Origin of the sequence: Chryseobacterium sp. CT-SW4 (assembly GCF_048572715.1) — a bacterium.
In the GTDB taxonomy this organism is placed as follows: Bacteria; Bacteroidota; Bacteroidia; order Flavobacteriales; family Weeksellaceae; genus Chryseobacterium.
Map to the genome: position 1 here is coordinate 1725944 of NZ_CP183840.1, position 17885 is coordinate 1743828.

15 protein-coding genes are annotated in these 17885 nt (G+C 38.6%); 7 read left to right on the forward strand and 8 right to left on the reverse strand.

The features are described from left to right. Window positions 1-76 precede the first annotated feature (76 nt). On the forward strand, window positions 77-937 hold the full coding sequence (locus tag ABJ974_RS07790) for a hypothetical protein (protein ID WP_419870820.1): 861 nt from the start codon (window positions 77-79) through the stop codon (window positions 935-937). Between the two features lies 1 nt (window position 938). After that, window positions 939-2927, forward strand: coding sequence for a TonB-dependent receptor (locus tag ABJ974_RS07795; protein ID WP_419870821.1), 1989 nt, complete (start codon window positions 939-941; stop codon window positions 2925-2927). A gap of 55 nt (window positions 2928-2982) precedes the next feature. Here the strand turns inward: ABJ974_RS07795 and ABJ974_RS07800 are convergent, their stop codons facing one another. Beyond that, window positions 2983-3567, reverse strand: coding sequence for a TlpA family protein disulfide reductase (locus ABJ974_RS07800; RefSeq protein ID WP_419870822.1), 585 nt, complete (start codon window positions 3565-3567; stop codon window positions 2983-2985). A gap of 377 nt (window positions 3568-3944) precedes the next feature. On the opposite strand from ABJ974_RS07800, the gene ABJ974_RS07805 reads away from it, so the two are divergent. Continuing rightward, on the forward strand, window positions 3945-5792 hold the full coding sequence (locus tag ABJ974_RS07805; protein ID WP_419870823.1) for a chloride channel protein: 1848 nt from the start codon (window positions 3945-3947) through the stop codon (window positions 5790-5792). Window positions 5793-5829: 37 nt separating this feature from the next. Here ABJ974_RS07805 and ABJ974_RS07810 read toward each other — a convergent pair whose 3' ends face one another. Beyond that, the gene (locus tag ABJ974_RS07810; protein WP_419870824.1) at window positions 5830-6774 is read right to left on the reverse strand and encodes an aldo/keto reductase; all 945 of its coding nucleotides are present in this window, start codon (window positions 6772-6774) and stop codon (window positions 5830-5832) included. 372 nt (window positions 6775-7146) lie between these two features. On the opposite strand from ABJ974_RS07810, the gene ABJ974_RS07815 reads away from it, so the two are divergent. After that, window positions 7147-8043 (forward strand): neutral zinc metallopeptidase, encoded by an 897-nt coding sequence (locus tag ABJ974_RS07815; RefSeq protein WP_419870825.1) that lies wholly within the window; start codon window positions 7147-7149, stop codon window positions 8041-8043. 373 nt (window positions 8044-8416) lie between these two features. Here ABJ974_RS07815 and ABJ974_RS07820 read toward each other — a convergent pair whose 3' ends face one another. From ABJ974_RS07820 to ABJ974_RS07845, 6 genes are read right to left on the reverse strand one after another with little or no spacing between them, the layout of a single operon-like run. Beyond that, window positions 8417-8938: a GNAT family N-acetyltransferase gene (locus tag ABJ974_RS07820; protein ID WP_419870826.1), complete on the reverse strand. Its 522-nt coding sequence runs from the start codon at window positions 8936-8938 to the stop codon at window positions 8417-8419. A gap of 40 nt (window positions 8939-8978) precedes the next feature. Next, complete coding sequence (bioA, locus tag ABJ974_RS07825) at window positions 8979-10256, reverse strand: adenosylmethionine--8-amino-7-oxononanoate transaminase (RefSeq protein WP_419870827.1); 1278 nt, start codon at window positions 10254-10256, stop codon at window positions 8979-8981. Next, a complete protein-coding gene (bioB, locus tag ABJ974_RS07830) occupies window positions 10241-11236 on the reverse strand; it encodes a biotin synthase BioB (protein WP_419870828.1) in 996 nt (331 codons plus the stop codon). The genes bioA and bioB overlap by 16 nt, the downstream gene beginning before the upstream one ends. Then, on the reverse strand, window positions 11220-11852 hold the full coding sequence (gene bioD / locus ABJ974_RS07835) for a dethiobiotin synthase (RefSeq protein ID WP_419870829.1): 633 nt from the start codon (window positions 11850-11852) through the stop codon (window positions 11220-11222). The genes bioB and bioD overlap by 17 nt, the downstream gene beginning before the upstream one ends. Window position 11853: 1 nt before the next feature. Next, window positions 11854-12957 carry an aminotransferase class I/II-fold pyridoxal phosphate-dependent enzyme gene (locus tag ABJ974_RS07840; protein WP_419870830.1) on the reverse strand — a complete coding sequence of 368 codons (1104 nt, stop codon included), beginning with the start codon at window positions 12955-12957 and terminating at the stop codon, window positions 11854-11856. 3 nt (window positions 12958-12960) lie between these two features. Continuing rightward, a complete protein-coding gene (locus ABJ974_RS07845; protein WP_419870955.1) occupies window positions 12961-13572 on the reverse strand; it encodes a hypothetical protein in 612 nt (203 codons plus the stop codon). A 69-nt stretch (window positions 13573-13641) separates the two neighbouring features. On the opposite strand from ABJ974_RS07845, the gene pdxR reads away from it, so the two are divergent. From pdxR to ABJ974_RS07860, 3 genes are all read left to right on the forward strand, one after another. Continuing rightward, window positions 13642-15120 (forward strand): MocR-like pyridoxine biosynthesis transcription factor PdxR, encoded by a 1479-nt coding sequence (pdxR, locus tag ABJ974_RS07850; protein WP_419870956.1) that lies wholly within the window; start codon window positions 13642-13644, stop codon window positions 15118-15120. A gap of 165 nt (window positions 15121-15285) precedes the next feature. Next, window positions 15286-16308, forward strand: a complete 1023-nt coding sequence (locus ABJ974_RS07855; protein WP_419870831.1) for a ligase-associated DNA damage response exonuclease — start codon at window positions 15286-15288, stop codon at window positions 16306-16308. Beyond that, entirely contained in the window at window positions 16305-17885 is a 1581-nt protein-coding gene (locus ABJ974_RS07860) for an ATP-dependent DNA ligase (RefSeq protein WP_419870832.1), read from the forward strand. Before ABJ974_RS07855 ends, ABJ974_RS07860 begins: the two co-directional genes overlap by 4 nt.

A 17885-nucleotide genomic window follows, 5' to 3' on the forward strand; every position in this document is an offset into this window, starting at 1 on the left:
TCCATCATACTTTGTAGTGTGAAGGGTGTTCACGCTATGGTTAATTACATAAATAAAACATTAATTATAAAAAAACATGAAAAACATATATCAGTCTTCTGTCTTCATTATCACTCTTTTAGTTTTCGTATTACTTTTTTCCTGTGAAAGCGGAAGTGATGAAAATGATTTCCCCATCATTCAGGACAATAATACACTGGTTAAAATTCAGGATATAACCAATGAGAAATATACTATATCTCTTTTTAATTCCACCGGAAAGCTAAGTACCGGATATAACGAAATTTACCTTCAGATAAAAAATAAAGCTACGGGAGAAATCGTTACAAACGGTGATTTAACATGGCATCCGGAGATGAGCATGATGACTATGATGCACTCCTGCCCGCATAGTGAAATAGAAAAACTGACCGGTCAAAATTTATATAAAGGATTTATTATTTTTCAGATGGCCGGAAATGATTCTGAGCGGTGGAAATTGACCTTAGACCTTACCGTAGATGGCCAGATTGATCAGCTGGAAGATTTCATAGAAGTGAATGCAGCTGCAAAGAGAAATGTAGAAGTATTTACGGGGGCAGATAATCTGCGGTATATTCTTGCGATGACTGCCCCATCCTCTCCTAAAATAGGAATAAATGATATCACGGCTTATCTGTTTCAAATGGTGGATATGCATACTTTTATTCCTGTCGACGGATATACCGTAAAGCTGGACCCGAGAATGCCCGGTATGGGAAATCACAGCTCTCCAAATAATTCAGATCTTATTTTTAATTCCGTAACCGGCTTATATCAGGGTAAAGTATCACTTACGATGACGGGATATTGGAAGCTTAACCTTATGGTTTTAGACCCTTCGGGAAATCTTTTAAAAGGAGAAACAGTAACCGGCACTCAGGAGTCCAGCAGTCTGTTTTTTGAAATAGAATTTTAGGATGAAAAAGATCATTATGCTGTTGGGATGTATTACCCAGCTTCCTTTGTATGCCCAGGTTAAAGATTCGCTTTCAGTGGGCCATATTGAGCGTATTACAATCACGGGTAGAAAAGGAATTGACGTAAACAAAGAAGCAAAACCTTTATCCACACTGGATGAATATATGGAAAACTCCGGGAGAATCAAGATGATCAGAAGAGGAAGCTATGCCTGGGAACCTTTTCTTAATAATATGGCTACGGAAAGAACTTCCGTTACCATAGACGGGATGAGGATATTCAATGCCTGTACGGATAAGATGGACCCTGTTACTTCATATGTTGAAATTTCAAACCTGGATCAACTTGCCATATCGTCAGGATTGGAAGGCGGTCCACATGGAGGAAACAATATCGGCGGAAATATTGATCTTCAGCTTAATAAAACCGGATTTTCCGGTGGGAAATGGAATTCTTCGCTGAGTACAGGATATGAATCCAATGGAAATTACCACAGCAATGGAGGACATGTTTCTTATTCCTCTTCCCGCTTTTACACGAATCTTGGGATATTCCACCGTAAAAGCGAGAACTATTCGGCGGGTAATCATCAGGAGATCAGTTTTTCTCACTTTGAAAAAGTCAATGTCTATGCTAATGTCGGGGTTAACTTTAAAAAATCCAGAATGCTGGAAGGTTCACTGATTTATGATGATGCGTCCAATGTAGGTTATCCGGCCTTGCCAATGGATGTAAAGTCCGCCCGGGCATGGATCGGGTCCCTGACTTATAAAAAGGAAAAAGTTTCGGATGTAATCTCATTATGGGAAAGTAAAATGTATCTTAATGATATTACCCATATCATGGATGATACGAAACGCCCCGATGTTAAGATCCATATGGATATGCCGGGATGGAGCAAAACCTATGGCTTTTATTCAAAGCTAAAAGGAAGTAAGGGAAAGCATTCGTTTCTGGTGAACTGGGAAGGTTTTTATAATCAATCCCTTGCAGAGATGACCATGTACCCCAAAGATGCGGATGAAAAGTTGATGTTTATGTATACCTGGCCTGATATCCGCACTTTTAATACAGGATTTTACCTTGAAGATGAATATTTGATTAATAACAGGAGCTCCATTCATATATCTTCCCGGCTAAGTACCCAGACGGAAAGCATTGCCAATGATACCGGTTTGAAAAGCCTCCGGATATTTTATCCTGACAAAGAAAAAAATGAAGAACGTTTCCTGGTGAAAGGCTCGGTTTATTACCGCTATACAAAGGATGGGTGGTCTTTCTCGGCGGGAGGTGGATACGGAGAAAGAGCTCCTTCCGTTTCGGAAGCATACGGTTTTTATTTATTTAACAGTTTTGATGGCTTTGACTATATCGGAAACCCTGAGATAAAAAAAGAAAGATCACTTGAGGGCTCTTTTAATCTGAAACTTAAAAAGAAATCTTTTGATATAAGTTGGGATGCCAATTACTTTTATTTCCTGAATTATATCATCGGAAAAGTAGACTCTTCCTTATCCTCCATGACGTTGGGGGCTAATGGAGTGAAAGTATATACCACTATTCCGGACGTTTCCCTGATCAATACCAATCTGCAATTCAACTATCGTTTTTTACATGGTTTTGAGTGGAACAACCGAATATCTTACAGTCTGGGTAGAGACCGTGAAAAAAATACAATTCCTTTAATAGCCCCTCTGATGTACAGCTCTAAAATTATTTTTAAGAAAAATGAATGGGTATCGGAACTGGGAATTAACGGAGCAGGGAAAAAGAACAAATACAGTTCTGAATACGGGGAAGGTAAAACTTCAGATTATATTATTTATAATGCTGCCTTAGGATATGCATTTAAATGGGATAACAGCAGGCTTACCATTAAAATGGGAGTTGAAAACATTTTTGATAAATGGTATTCCACCTATGCAGACTGGAATCATATTCCCAGGAAAGGAAGAAATTATTTTGTGAATGTATTGCTCAATTTATAAGATTTAATTCAAGATAAAACCCTTTCGCAATGAAAGGGTTTTGAAATTTATACAATTATTCTTTTAAAAGCCGGTCAATCTGCTGATAAAAGGAATTCTTACTGTAGTCCGCCATTCCGGAATGATGAAGTCTTATCTTTCCTTCTTTATCCAGAACCACGGTGGTAGGAAGTGAGCCGTTGAAATATTCTTTAGGAATATCCCCGTCGGGAATGAAGAATGGTATTGTGTATTGTTCTTTTCTCATATAGTCTTTTCCTTTTCCGGGATTGTCATCCAGGTTTACAGTTAGGAATCGGATATCGGGATTGGATTGATATTTCCCGTAAAACTTCTGGATGGAAGGAAATTCAGCTCTGCATGGAGGGCACCATGATGCCCAGAAGTTAATAAAAACTACTTTTCCTCTCAGCTGTGAGGTCTCTATCGTTTCTCCGTTTTCATTTTTGATTTTAAAAAGTATCGGAGCTTCCTTTATATGAGTTGGTTTTTCTTCTATTTTTGAATTGAAAAGACCTGTGGAAATAATTTGTCTCATCCACCAGGCCTTCGCATCCGGACTTAGTAGTAAGATCAGGAAAAAAGTGATGAGTACGGCATTTCCCCAGTTTTTCTTTATCCACATTTTAAATTTTTTCATGTTTTTTAGTTTAAAACTTTAAATAGTTGCTATTCACTGTCCGGATTTTCAAAATTATATATTTCTACTCATTGGCCCAAAACATTGCGAAATTTATATGAAAATCAAAGGCTTGGTAAGGTGAATTCTACAGGGATTAAAAAGTTATATTAAATTTTAATAATAAATTTGAAATAATTGTTATTGTAATCTAATAATATTTTATATTTGCGCTACGAAATAATTTTTTTTCATCATTTGTGTTTTTTTTGGTCTCCTCTTCTTGGAGACCTTTTATTTTTCCTTTAGTAAAGAAGGCAGAAAAGTTTTAATTATAAGTCAGGTATAATTTATAACTTTGTAAGACTTTAAAAAAATCAGTCAAAAACCATTTAGTCGTGAATATTCATAATAAGAGAAAGTATCTGAGCTTTCTGAAGTTTAAAAGAGACTTTCAACATTATGGACTTGAAAAAGTCAGAAGTTATGAACTTATTCTTCATTGGCTTAATAACAGGCTCACCCGTAGCCAGTTTCTTATCCTTTCCGGTATTCTGGTAGGATGTACAGCGGGGCTGGCCGGAGTTTTACTGAAAACCCTTGTTCATGAGATCCATTATCTTATTGTCAATAAGGTTCATTTTGAATATCAGATCCTCTTTTATATTATTTTTCCTTTTCTTGGAATTGTGCTTACAACGAGTATAGTGCTTACTTTGTTTAAAGGCCAGGACAGAAAAGGTATAGGAGCTATCCTGTATGAAATTGCACAAAATTCCAGTATTGTTTCTTCGGTTAAGATGTATTCTCAGATCATTCAGAGTGCTGTCACCGTAGGACTGGGAGGATCCGCGGGTCTTGAAAGTCCCATTGCGGTTACGGGTGCTGCTATTGGTTCCAACTATGCCCAAACCTATCGTCTGGGATATAAAGAAAGAACCCTGTTATTGGCAGCAGGTGCTACGGCAGGTATTGCTTCAGCTTTCAATGCACCTATAGCGGGAATCATGTTTGCTTTTGAAATCCTGCTGACAGGGGTGGTATTTTCGGATTTTATTCCTTTGGTGGTGGCAGCGGTCTGCGGAAGTCTTTTATCCCGGATATTGCTTCAGGAAGATATTCTTTTCAGGTTTTATGCCAGGGAATCATTTAATTATAAGAATGTACCTTACTATTTGATCCTGGGTGTTGTTACGGGTCTTTATGCACGGTATTTTGTGGTTATTTCCCAGAAAGTCGAGCACTTTATTAAGGAATTAAAGATGTCCCGTCTCCGTAAAGCCATGCTGGGAGGAGCGGCTCTATCTTTACTCTGTGTCCTTTTTCCTCCTTTGTTTGGAGAAGGATATGAAACGGTAAAAGCTTTTACAAATGGAAATACACTTTCTATTATAGAAAACAGCCTTTTCAGATATTTGGAAATTGGGGACTGGACGGTTATTGCTTTTTTAATTTTAGTATGCCTTTTAAAGGCTTTTGCTACTTCCATTACAATTTTTAGTGGTGGAAACGGTGGAAATTTCGCTCCTTCCCTGTTTGCGGGAGGTACCGTAGGGTTTTTATTTGCGGTGATCTGTACGGAAATAGGTTTTGAAAATGTACCGGTTACCAATCTTGTTTTGGTAGGGATGGCAGGAGCTATGAGTGGCGTTCTGTATGCCCCGCTTACCGCTATATTCCTGATTGCAGAATCAAGTTCGGGGTATGATTTGTTCATTCCTTTAATGATTGTTTCCGTTATTTCTTACCTGATCGCCAAATGGTTTTCCCCTATCTCTCCGGAATTAAAATCTTTGGCCGAGGAAGGGAAAATATTTACTAACGAGTATGATAAAAATTTGTTGTTTTCCCTACGGACTCGCGATTTTATCGATATGAACTCTTTAGTGATCAATGAAAATGCTCCCATAGAAGACCTTTTTGAATTAGTAAAAAACAGCGATAAGAATATATTTGCAGTCATTGATGATAACCGCTTGCTGAGAGGAATTCTCACGTTGGATGATATCCGGCCTTATCTGTTTAATAAAGACAGTGAAATTTCCTTATCTATCACTCAGCTGATGAAAGTGCCTCCTGCGGTTATTCATCCCAATGATAAGCCCTTAGGAATTATCCAGGCCTTTGATGACACAGGGGTATGGAATCTGCCGGTAGTGAATGAAAACAATTACTTTATCGGGTTTATCTCCAAATCAACTATTTTGTTAAGTTACAGACAGCTTTTAAAAGGCTATTCGGAATAAAAAAATAAAGACCTGTTTTAACAGGTCTTTTATGTTTTTATTTACTGGCTTCATTTAAGAGGTTGATATCATCCTCATTCAGTCTTAGCTGGGGAGCATCGATTAAAGTTTTCAGCTGAGACGGGCTTGTAGCACTTACAATAGGAGCAGTAACCAATGGATTGGCGAGTAACCAGGCCAAAGCTACGGATGCCTGAGTCGTCTCGTGTTTTTCACTTACGGAGTCCAGGGCTTTAAGCACATTTTTCCCTTTGTCATTGAGGTATTTGCGTACTCCCTCACCTCTTGCGCTTTTCGCCAGATCCTCTTCCGTACGGTATTTCCCTGTCAGGAAGCCGGCTGCCAATGACCAATAGGTAAATACGCTCAGATTATATTTTTCAACAATTTCCGCATACGTATTTTCGAAAGTTTCTCTTTCCAGTAAATTGTAATGTGGCTGGAGCGCTACATATTTGGGAAGGTTGTTTTTTTCTGCTGCTTCAAAGGAAGCGATCAGTCTTTCCGGTGACACGTTGGAGGCAGCTATATATCGTACTTTTCCAGCTTTAATAACTTCATCATAAGCTTGTAAAGTTTCTTCGACGGGTGTTTTATGATCGTCAAAATGCGTATAATAAAGATCAATATGATCGGTCTGAAGTCTTTTTAAGGATTCGTCTACCGATGCAAGGATATGTTTTTTACTGATGTCATACCCGTGTTCTTTGGTTTCTGATCCTACCTTGGTCGCAAGAACTATATGGTTTCTGTTTCCTCTGCTTTTTAACCATTTTCCTATAATCTCTTCCGACTGACCGCCTTTTCCGTTAACCCACCAGGAGTAAGTATCGGCAGTATCTATAAAATTAAAACCTGCATCGATAAACTGATCCAGCATTTCAAAAGACTGTTTTTCATCCAATGTCCACCCGAAAACGTTTCCACCAAAATTGATAGGAGCTACAGATAAATCTGTATTTTTTATGTTTCTTTTTTCCATAGTAATTAACTTGAAATTTTATCAGATGTAATTTATAGCTTATTCGTTGAATAGAAAAGTCAGGATGGATGTTTTTTTCATTATACCGTAAGAGTTTTTATCAATGAAAGCCGCTATTCTCCCAAGATCTGTTTTCACTTTGTTAAGAATCATTAATACCGATCATCTCTTTTTCCACTGCTCATTAATGAAAATCACAGAAATAAGCATTATGCTTTTAAAAAGGTTTTCATAAATTTTTTAATAATTTATTTTTTCTAAAGCCCTCTGAAATTAGGTAATAAAAAAATTAAATTATATTTCACTTTATGTTGATATAATTGAAAAACGACGGCGATAACTTTGGTGAAAACTTTAATCAATTTTAAAACTATGAAAAAGAATTATCGTCCCTATGTAATGGTATTGGGAGCCATGGCAGTATTATCTTTAACTGCTTGTAACAGCGACAGTGATCTTACTGAATCTTCATCCTTAACTTTGTCAGGAAATGAAAGCAGGAAAAATGAAGAATTTGAAAAACTTCAAAAAATTTGTTCGTATGTAGATCAGAACTGGTCTCAATCGGCTGTATTGAGAAATAACCTGGCTAATTCCACAGACACGAATTTCATGTATTCACAAATGACGCGTATTGCAAACTTATGGGGAAAAAACAGTCCTGTGCTAAAGTTTGTAGATGATCCTTACTATCCAAACTCCACGCTGAATGCATACTCATATCCCGGTGGAAGAATCTATTTTGGGTACGCTTTGTATTATGATGCTAAAAATAAGGGAGGAAACATAGTAAACGCCATGATTTTAGCCCATGAATTCGGACATCAGCTGCAGTTTCTTTATGATTTACCCACCTATGTTGAAAATACAGCCCGCTCCATGGAGCTGGAGGCCGATGGATTTGCCGGTTACTATTTAAGAAGGCCGGAAGGATATAATAAAACGAATTTTTCCGAAATAGCTAATGCTTATGAATATGCCCGGCAGATCGGAGATTATAATACCACTTCTTCTAATCATCATGGAACTCCTGCCCAAAGAAGATCTGCTGTTCGTCTTGGGTTTTTATTGGGACAGTACAGCCTTAATGCGAATGAGTTTGATGACTGGTTTTTCTATTATTATCAAGGTGTTTTGAACGGAACACATAAAGGAAATAAAAAGATAAATAATCCTGAACTGGAAGCCTATATGAATCAATATACTGATGAACTGAAACAAATACAGAAGGGAGAAATCTCCGCGGAAGAATTTAAGAATCTGAAATAGAATATTATCTATATTAAAAAAAGGAAAGAGCTGCTAATCATTGAACAGCTTTATTGGTGAAATAATCTCATTGAGCGGATTATGGTAGTAATTTGAATATAACAAAAAGGTAATAAAGATTGTATATCTGTAATAATATTTATTTTATTTACTATCATATAAATTATTGATGTGTAATTTTAATATGTAATTATTTTTATATTAAAAAACATCTATTTATTCAGAGCTGAAAATCTAGTGCTTCAGATTGTTTATAAAATTTCTAAATATGTATTCATCAGGGAAAAACCTTCATGAACAAGTTTAAAAATACTGAATTAAAATAATAGATTATACAAAAAGGGAAGAAACACCTTCTTCCCTTTTTTGTTTTTTATTCCAAAATCTTTTTCATCATGATATCCGTCTGCTCCTCCTCTCCCATCCTGAAAATATGCTGATCAAAAGCAATGAATCCATTCTTCTCATAGAACCGGATGGCTTTTTTATTTTCTTCCCATACGCCTAGCCAGATCCAGGATTTGTACAGTTCTTTTGCAACATTCAGGGCTTTCTCATATAATAGTTGCCCTACTTTCTTGCCATGATATTCCGCTTTTACATAAATACGTTCTATCTCTAATGCTTCATCACCCTGTAATTCTGTCTGGGCACTTCCTGTATTTACTTTAAGATATCCTACCGGAAGGTCATTTTCCCAGGCAATGAAAAATTGAGAATCCGGATTGTTGAGCTCCTTTTCCATTTTTTCCGGGGTGAAACTTTTTTCGAGATATTCCTGTATACTTTCTTCCGTATTATAAGGTGCGAAAGTTTCATAAAAAGTTTTTTTTCCCAAAGTTTGTATGGTGGTAAGATCTTCCGGGCTGGCTTTTGTAAGGGTAATCTGCATCATTATATTAATTTTATGCAAATTTACAAAATGATCCTCTCGTTTACCATTCGGTTTTATTTAAAATCTCCATAATCTGAGCATAAATATATTCCAGGTCCTCATAGCTAATACAGTAAGGAGGAACCAGATATAATACATTTCCTAAAGGTCTCATCAGTATACCTCTCGATAGGAATTCATCATAGAATAGTTTTCCTATATTATTAAAATAAGAGGTCTGTTGATCGTTTTTATATTCCCAGGCCAGGATAGTTCCGGTTTGCCGGACATTTTCTATATGCTGATGCTCTTTAAGAAGGATAGCGAATTGAGCATGCTGCTGACAAATCCGTTCTATACTGAGCTGGTTTTTTTCTTCTGATAATAATTCCATACTGGCTAATGCAGCCGTGCATGAGAGTGGATTGGCGGTGAAAGAATGCCCATGAAACAATGTTTTATAAGGATCATCGGATAAAAAAGCATTATAGATTTTGTGGGAACAGGTTGTAATTCCCATAGGAAGTGTCCCTCCGGTTAATCCTTTTGAAAAGCACATGATATCAGGCTGCTCAGAAAGATAATCGGCAGCAAACAACTTTCCCGTTCTTCCAAATCCCGTAAAAACCTCATCCTGAATCATGAGAATCCCTTCTTCCTTACACAACTTCATTAATTCATTTAAATCCCGGGCCTGATACATCAGCATTCCTGCCGCTCCCTGTATTAAAGGTTCATAGATAAAGCAAAGCACTTCCTCTGAAATGGTTTTAAGTTCCGATCTTAAATTTTCCAGGTTTTCAGCAGTGGGGGTATCAATGAAGATGACTTCAAAAAGCATTTCTCCGAAAGGTTGTGTCCAGGCACTTCTGCCGCTTACGGACATCGCCCCGAAAGTATCTCCATGATAGGCATTTTTAAAAGCCAGTATTTTGGTTTTAGGTTTTCCCTGATTATAATGGTATTGAATGCACATTTTTAATGCTACTTCCACGGCAGTAGAACCATTATCGGAATAGAAAACTTTCTGTTGGTTTCCGGGAAGAAGCTGAAGTAAATTCTCAGATAGCCGGATAGCCGGTTCATGGGTGAAACCTGCAAAAATTACCTGCTCTAAAGTATTCAGCTGCTCCGAAACACGTTGTGCAATATAAGGATGAGCATGACCGTGTAAAGTAACCCACCATGAAGAAACTGCATCAATATATCGGTTTCCTTTATCATCATATAAGTAAGCTCCTTCTCCTTTGATAATCGGGATGATGTTGTCGGCAGTTTTCATTTGGGTATAAGGATGCCAGTTGACAGCCTTATCCCTCGTTTTTAATTCGTTGCACATGATGTTTTGGATTCTTTGGTCATAGGTTGAAGTCCCAGTGTGTTCAGCATTTGCATATCTTCGGAAATTCCGGGATTTGGAGTTACTAATAAAGTTTCCCGTTCTCCTGCAAAAATGGAATTGGCTCCCGCCATAAAGCACCACGCCTGTTCCGTTTCCGTCATTTCAATACGTCCTGCACTGAGGCGTACTACAGAAGCAGGCATGATGATCCTTGCCGTAGCGATCATTCTTACCATTTCCCAGGCATCTACTTTGGGGTTATTTTCCAGGGGTGTTCCTTTAACCCTGGCTAAAGCATTGATGGGAACCGATTCCGGATGTTTGGGCATGGTAGCTAAAGTCAGTAACATGGAAATCCGGTCCTGGTGAGTTTCCCCTAGCCCGATTATTCCTCCTGAGCACACTGTTATTCCGGCTTTTCTTACATTATTGATAGTATTGATCCTGTTGTCAAAATTCCGTGTAGAAATGATTTCTTCATAGTATTGTTCAGAAGTATCAAGATTGTGGTTGTAAGCATATAATCCCGCTTCCTGAAGTCTGACGGCCTGCTCTTCCGTTAGCATTCCGAGGGTGCAGCACACTTCCAGCCCTAATTCATTAACTCCTTTTACCATATCAATGACACGGTCGAAATCCCTGTTGTTCCTGACTTCCCGCCATGCAGCAGCCATACAGAAACGGGAGGAACCGTTTTCTTTTGCTTTTTTAGCATGTGATATTACCGTTTCTGTGGGTAAAAGCGCCTGAACTTTAATGTCGGTATGATAGCGTGCAGCCTGTCCGCAATAAGAGCAGTCTTCAGGGCAGCCCCCGGTTTTTATAGATAATAAAGTGGAAATCTGTACTTCCGAAGGATTATGATATTCACGATGTACGGTAGCAGCCTTATAAATAAGATCTAATAAAGGTGAATGGTAAATCTCTTCAATTTCTTCTTTAGTCCATGTATTTCGGATTTCAGCGGATATATTCATTTTCGTCGATTTTTAAGTTATTGATAATAGTTTGAATGGATTCCGGGCTTAAAATTTTAATTGCAGGAATCCTGATGATTTTGGTTTCAGGAGGTAAATGCTTTAGGATTACCCTTTCAGTGTCAGGAATAAAATGGCCGTTAAGAATTAAGTATTCAATATTAATTTTCTTTTCCTTTAAAAGAAAAACAGAAAGCAATGTATGATTAATACATCCTAAATAGTCTTTTGCAACCAGTGCAACAGGAATATTAAGATGCGTAATCAGATCAATCATCATTTTTTCCTCAGATAAAGGAACCATTAAACCACCCGCTCCTTCTACAATAATCCGGTTGTCGGCTGTCGGAATCTTAAAATCATCAAGGCCTATGGAAATCCCTTCCTCAGAAGCGGACTGATGAGGTGAAGCTGCCCGTTGCAGCCGGTACGTTTCAGGGTGACAAAAGATTTGCTGATTGGATAAATACTGAATAGCCATAGTGTCTGTAAACTCTAAATCTCCCGATTGTACAGGTTTCCAGTAATCCGTTTGAAAATATTGGCTCAGTACAGCAGAACAGACGGTCTTGCCTATTCCCGTTCCGATCCCTGTTATAAATAAATTTTGTTGCATTTTATAAAGAGGTGAAATGATTGATGATTTGAGTTAATTCTTTTATTTCATCTTCCGTATTGAAAGAATGTAAACAGACTCTGAGCCTTTCCGTTCCGGCTTTCACTGTGGGACTGTAAACCGCATAAGTTTGAAATCCATTTTCAGACAACGTTTTCTGCAGACTTTTTAATAAGAAATGATCTGGAAGCAGGATAGCCTGAATGGGGCTCTTTTCTGAGGAGAAATTCCTGATATTATGCTTTCTGAACAGTTGGATGTTTTCCTGTAACTGCTTACTTAAATGCATATGGGAATGAAGAAATTCATATCCCGAGTGTATAGCCCTCCACTGCATGCTCTGTGCTGAAGTCGTATAAATAAAGGGAGAAGCAAAATTGATCAGATAAGAAATCAATATCTCATTGCTTAATATGGTTGCTCCGTGGGCTCCTAAAGCTTTACCGTAGGTGATTACTGCTGCGGTTACTCTGTTCTGCAACTGATATTCCGAGACCAATCCACGTCCGAATACTCCGAAGGCATGCGCTTCATCTACCATGAGAAAGGCATTGTATCGGTCTGTCAGTTCAGCAATCTCCCGAATGGGAGCAAAATCTCCGTCCATAGAATACAAGCTCTCAATGACAACGTAGCAATTGGAGGTTTGCTTTTTTAGCTTTTGTTCCAAATCATCCGGATTGTTATGCCTGAATTTTATTTTGCGTGCATTGGAAATGCGACAGGCGTCATGAATTGACCGATGGATCTTTTCATCCATGATAACGGTGTCATGCCTTCCAGGAATAGTAGAAAATAAAGCCAGGTTAGCATTATAACCGGAGGAAAAGAGCAAAGCTGAGGGGTAGCCATGCTGCCGGGCAATATACCTTTCAGCATCAATTGCATCTGAGCTATTCCCACTAATTAATCTGGAACCGGTACTGCCTGATAATAATTCAGGTTTATCAATCACCTGCTGCAAAAGAATTTTTTGTAATTCCTTATTTTTGGCCAATCCCAAATAATCATTAGAATAAAAATCAATTCCGCTGTTGGGTGGAGATAATACCCATAGGTTTCCCTCTTCCTGCCTTTTCTTTAGGGCTTTCTGCAAATGGTCCATAGATTAATTCTGAAAAGAAATCTCCTGTATGATGGCATTGATCCACTGCTGATGAAGGTCCTCCTCTATTCTTTGAATATGTTCAGCATAGGATTTCCAGTGATCCGAAAATTCATTGAGCTGATTGATCATTTCTTCCAGATGACCTTCTTCTTCAAGGATAATGGATTTTACCATCACTTTATGATTGGCTTTCGTCAGTACTTCCTGGTAAACCGGGTAAAGATCATCGGCACGGACTTCAATGGCATAGGTTACAAACAGGTAAGCAGCATATTTAAGCTCTTCCCTGCTAAGGTTGAGCTGACTCTGAAGATATCTGCAAGTCTGAATATCCAGCATATGAAGATATTGACGTGTAGACCGGGATGCAAGAACCTCGTCGCTGCCGTAGTTTTTGCAAAGTTCCGGATTAAGTTTACTGATCTGCTTTTTCAGGTAATAGGCATGCCGGTGTTCTTCAGCAGCATGTTTTAACTGGATCTGGCTGACCAAAACGGGATGCTCGCAGGCAGAGATTTTTCTGGCTCCGGCATTTTCCATAAAGGAAAGGGTGTTCAGCCATTTCGCGTGGAGAATATGATCCTGAACGATGGTTTCTAAAAGATTATACAATTCCATTTTTCTATTTTGAAGCAAATGTATTATATTGCCGGATGGTTTAATAGTGCCAGTTTTAATGTTATGGATAGTCCGGTTGAAGTTCCTTATAAAAGTTTTATTAAAATTGACAGGAAATCTGAGATTTCTATTTATATGCAAATAGCGAATCAGCTGATTAATGCTATTCAGAGAGGATATTTACCCTCGGGAACCAAACTTCCCGGAACCCGTTCTTTAAGCCGGCTGCTGGAAGTCCATCGAAACACAATCGTAGCGGTATATGATGAACTTCTGGCACAGGGCTGGATAGAAAGCAAACCGAATAAAGGTACTTTTATCCTTGGAGAAAATGATACTCCCTCTTTTAAGAAAAATCATTTTAAAGAAAATCAGCTCGAGCATTACCCAAAAACAACGGGGTTTTCATTTAAAATTTCTAATATCCTGGATAATCCATTTGAACATTCTAGCTGTGAATATCATTTTAATGATGGAATCCCGGATATCAGACTTACCCAAATCGACCAGTATTCACATATTTATACATCCATCCTGAAAAGAAAAGGAAACCATAAGATGTTAGGCTATAACCATGATGGAAGTGAATTTTTTAAGAAAAATCTGGCCCAATACCTGAATCTTTCCCGGGGATTGCCTATCTCGAGGAGCAACCTGTTGATTACCAGGAGCACGGAGATGAGTACTTATATTGTTTCTGAAATATTGATTTCAAAGGATGATATCGTCTTAGTGGGTGATCTGAGCTACTTTTCGGTTAATATGATATTCCAGCAGTCGGGAGCGAGAATACTTTCCATTCCCATTGATGAAGAAGGGATATCCGCAGAAGGGGTGAGAGAGGTTTGTAAAAGACAGAAAGTACGTATGCTGTATCTTACTCCCCATCATCATTATCCTACTACGGTTACATTAAGCGCACAGAGAAGACTGGAATTACTGAACCTTGCCCATGAGTTCGGGTTTGTTATCCTTGAAGATGATTACGATTATGATTTTCATTATGATAAAAGTCCAATTCTTCCCCTGGCCAGTGCCGATCATCATGGAATGGTTATCTATATCGGATCTTTTGGGAAATCCCTTGCACCGGGTTTTCGTACAGGTTTTATTGTAGCTCCGGAAAACCTTATGGCTGAAATGAGAAAGTACCTGGGGATTATTGACCGGCAGGGAGATATTCTGATGGAGCATGTTTTAGGGGAAATGATTGCAGAAGGGGAAATTAACCGTTATCTGAAAAAATCTTTAAAAATATACCAGGAAAGACGGGATCATTTTGTTTCATTGCTGGAAGAATACCTTGGAAATTCCATAAAGTTCCGGAGACCGTCGGGAGGACTTGCGGTATGGACGGAATGGCAGGTTCCTGTTAACCTGATGAATCTTACTAAAAACTGTGCTCAGAACAATCTTTTTATTCCCAGAACACTTCTTTATCAGAATAAAGATCTCGCGGGCATGAGATTAGGATTTGGAAATATGGATATGGAGGAGATGGAAAGAAGTGTTGATATTTTAGCCCGTTCAGTTACCTACTAAGAGATAAAGCCTGACCTATCAATTAAGCTGAAGATAAATTTTAATTCTATCATGATTATCAGTTGAATAGTGATATAAATACAAATGCATGTAGGTTTTTCTTTTTATCATAATGATTTGGTGAGGTTTTTGAAGGATAAAATTTAACCAATCATAATACTACCATTGAAGCTCATTACATTTACTAAAAAAGGAATTTATTGTCCGAAAGGGAAATTTTATATAGATCCGTGGAAGCCGGTAGATCTGGCTGTGATCACCCACGGGCATGCGGATCATGCCCGTTGGGGAATGAAAAAATACCTTTGTCACCATTTTACCAAACCTATTTTACACCAGCGCATCGGTAGAGATATAGAATGCCAAAGTGTGGAATATGGAGAAACCATCAATATGAATGGCGTGAAAGTTTCTTTACATCCGGCGGGACATATTATCGGATCTGCACAGATACGGCTGGAATATGAAGGATTTGTAAGTGTCATTTCCGGGGACTATAAAGTGCAGGACGATGGTCTCAGCACTCCCTTTGAATTGGTAAAGTGCCATGAATTCGTTACGGAAAGTACATTTGGACTTCCTATTTACAACTGGATGGATATCCCTTCCATTAACCAACAGCTTCAAAACTGGGTACTCAGGAATCAGGAGAACGGAAAGACCTCAGTCTTTATAGGATATTCTTTAGGAAAAGCCCAGCGTATCATGAAGGCAATGGAAGGACTGGGAAGAATCTATGTGCACTACTCTATCGGAAAGCTTAATGAAGCCTTTGAAGAAACGGGAATTATTTTACCCGATTATGAAATCATCAATTTTAAAGAAAGTGTAAAGCATTTGCAGAATGAAATTATTATTGTTCCTCCTGCTTTATTTGACAGTAATATAATCCGTAAAATACCGAATGCAGCTACGGCGATCTGTTCCGGATGGATGCAGGTACGTGGATCCAGGAGATGGCGAAGCGCGGATGCCGGATTTGCGGTAAGCGATCATGCAGACTGGGGAGGTTTGTTAAAAACAATCAAAGCGACAGAAGCCGAAATTGTACATGTAACGCATGGGCAGACCGAAGTATTTTCAAAATACCTGAATGAAATAGGAATCCGCGCCGATGTTGTAGAAACCTTATACGGTGAGGATGAAGAAGAGACGGAAAAAGAAATCATTGAAAATCCTGAATCATGAAACATTTTGCAGATCTGATCAACGCCCTGGAAAGTACCAATAAAACCAATGCCAGAATAGATGCTATTGTGGACTATCTGGAACGTGCTCCTGAAGATGATAAAGTTTGGTTTATTGCCTTATTTACGGGGAAAAGACCCAAAAGAAATGTTTCCACAGCATTGATGAAGGAATGGGCATTGGAGATTACACAGCTTCCCTACTGGCTGTTTCAGGAAAGTTATTCTTCCGTAGGAGATCTGGGAGAAACTCTTTCATTGATCTTGCCGCCGCCTTCGGAAAAGATTGATAAAAACCTTTCGGAATGGATGACGGAGATTGTTAATTTAAAAGAGAAGACAGAAGCCGAAAAAAAAGATTTTGTGCTGAAATCATGGGACGGACTGGATTATACCGAAAGGCTGATATTTAATAAACTCCTGGGAGGAAGTTTCAGGATCGGGGTTTCCTCTAAAACACTGATTAATGCCTTAGCCAAATATTCAGGACAGGAAATGAGCGCTTTGATGCACAGTACCATGGGAAAGTGGCAGCCGGGTGAAATATCATTTAATGAATTGATTTCTGCCGAAAAAGTAAATGCAGACAACTCCAGACCTTATCCTTTTTGTCTCGCTTATCCTTTAGAAAAAGAGCTTGAAGACCTCGGAACCCCTGACGAATGGCTTATCGAATATAAATGGGATGGAATCCGAGGACAGATCATCCGGAGAAATGATGAGGTTTTTATCTGGTCTCGGGGAGAAGAACTGGTTACCGAGCAGTTTCCGGAAATCGCAGAAACTGTCCGATCAATGAAAGGAAATTTTGTACTGGATGGAGAGATCCTTGCTGTGAAAGACCGTAAAGTCTTAAATTTCAACGAACTTCAAAAACGGTTGAACCGTAAAAACATTACTAAAAAAATGCTTGAGGATATTCCCATTGAAGTATTTGCCTATGACCTGATAGAGCTGGAAGGAAAAGATCTGAGGGAAAAGCCTATTGCTGCCCGGAGAGCCTTGCTGGAAGAAATTCTTCTCAATCAAAAGCCTGGTCATATCCATATTTCTCAGTCGGTTAATTTTGAAAAGTGGGAAGAGCTGAACGGAATAAGAGAAAGCTCAAGGGATATCAACAGCGAAGGATTGATGCTGAAACAGAAAAATTCCCCATACCACTCAGGTCGAAAAAAAGGAGATTGGTGGAAATGGAAGATCAGCCCGCTTACTATTGATGCGGTTTTAATTTATGCCCAGAAAGGAAGCGGAAGGCGAAGCGCCTATTATACAGATTATACCTTTGCGGTAAAAAACGGTGACGCGTTGGTAACCATTGCTAAAGCTTATTCGGGGCTTACCGATAAAGAAATTATGGAAGTCAGCCGTTTTGTAACAAAAAATGCGATTGAAAAATTTGGTCCGGTCCGTACTGTGAAGCCGGAGCTTGTTTTTGAGATAGCCTTTGAAGGGATCGGTTTCAGCAGCAGGCATAAAAGCGGTGTTGCATTAAGGTTTCCGAGAATTGTACGTTGGAGAAAAGATAAAACGGTGGATGAAATCGATGAACTGGAAGAAATAAAAAAACTGATTCAATAA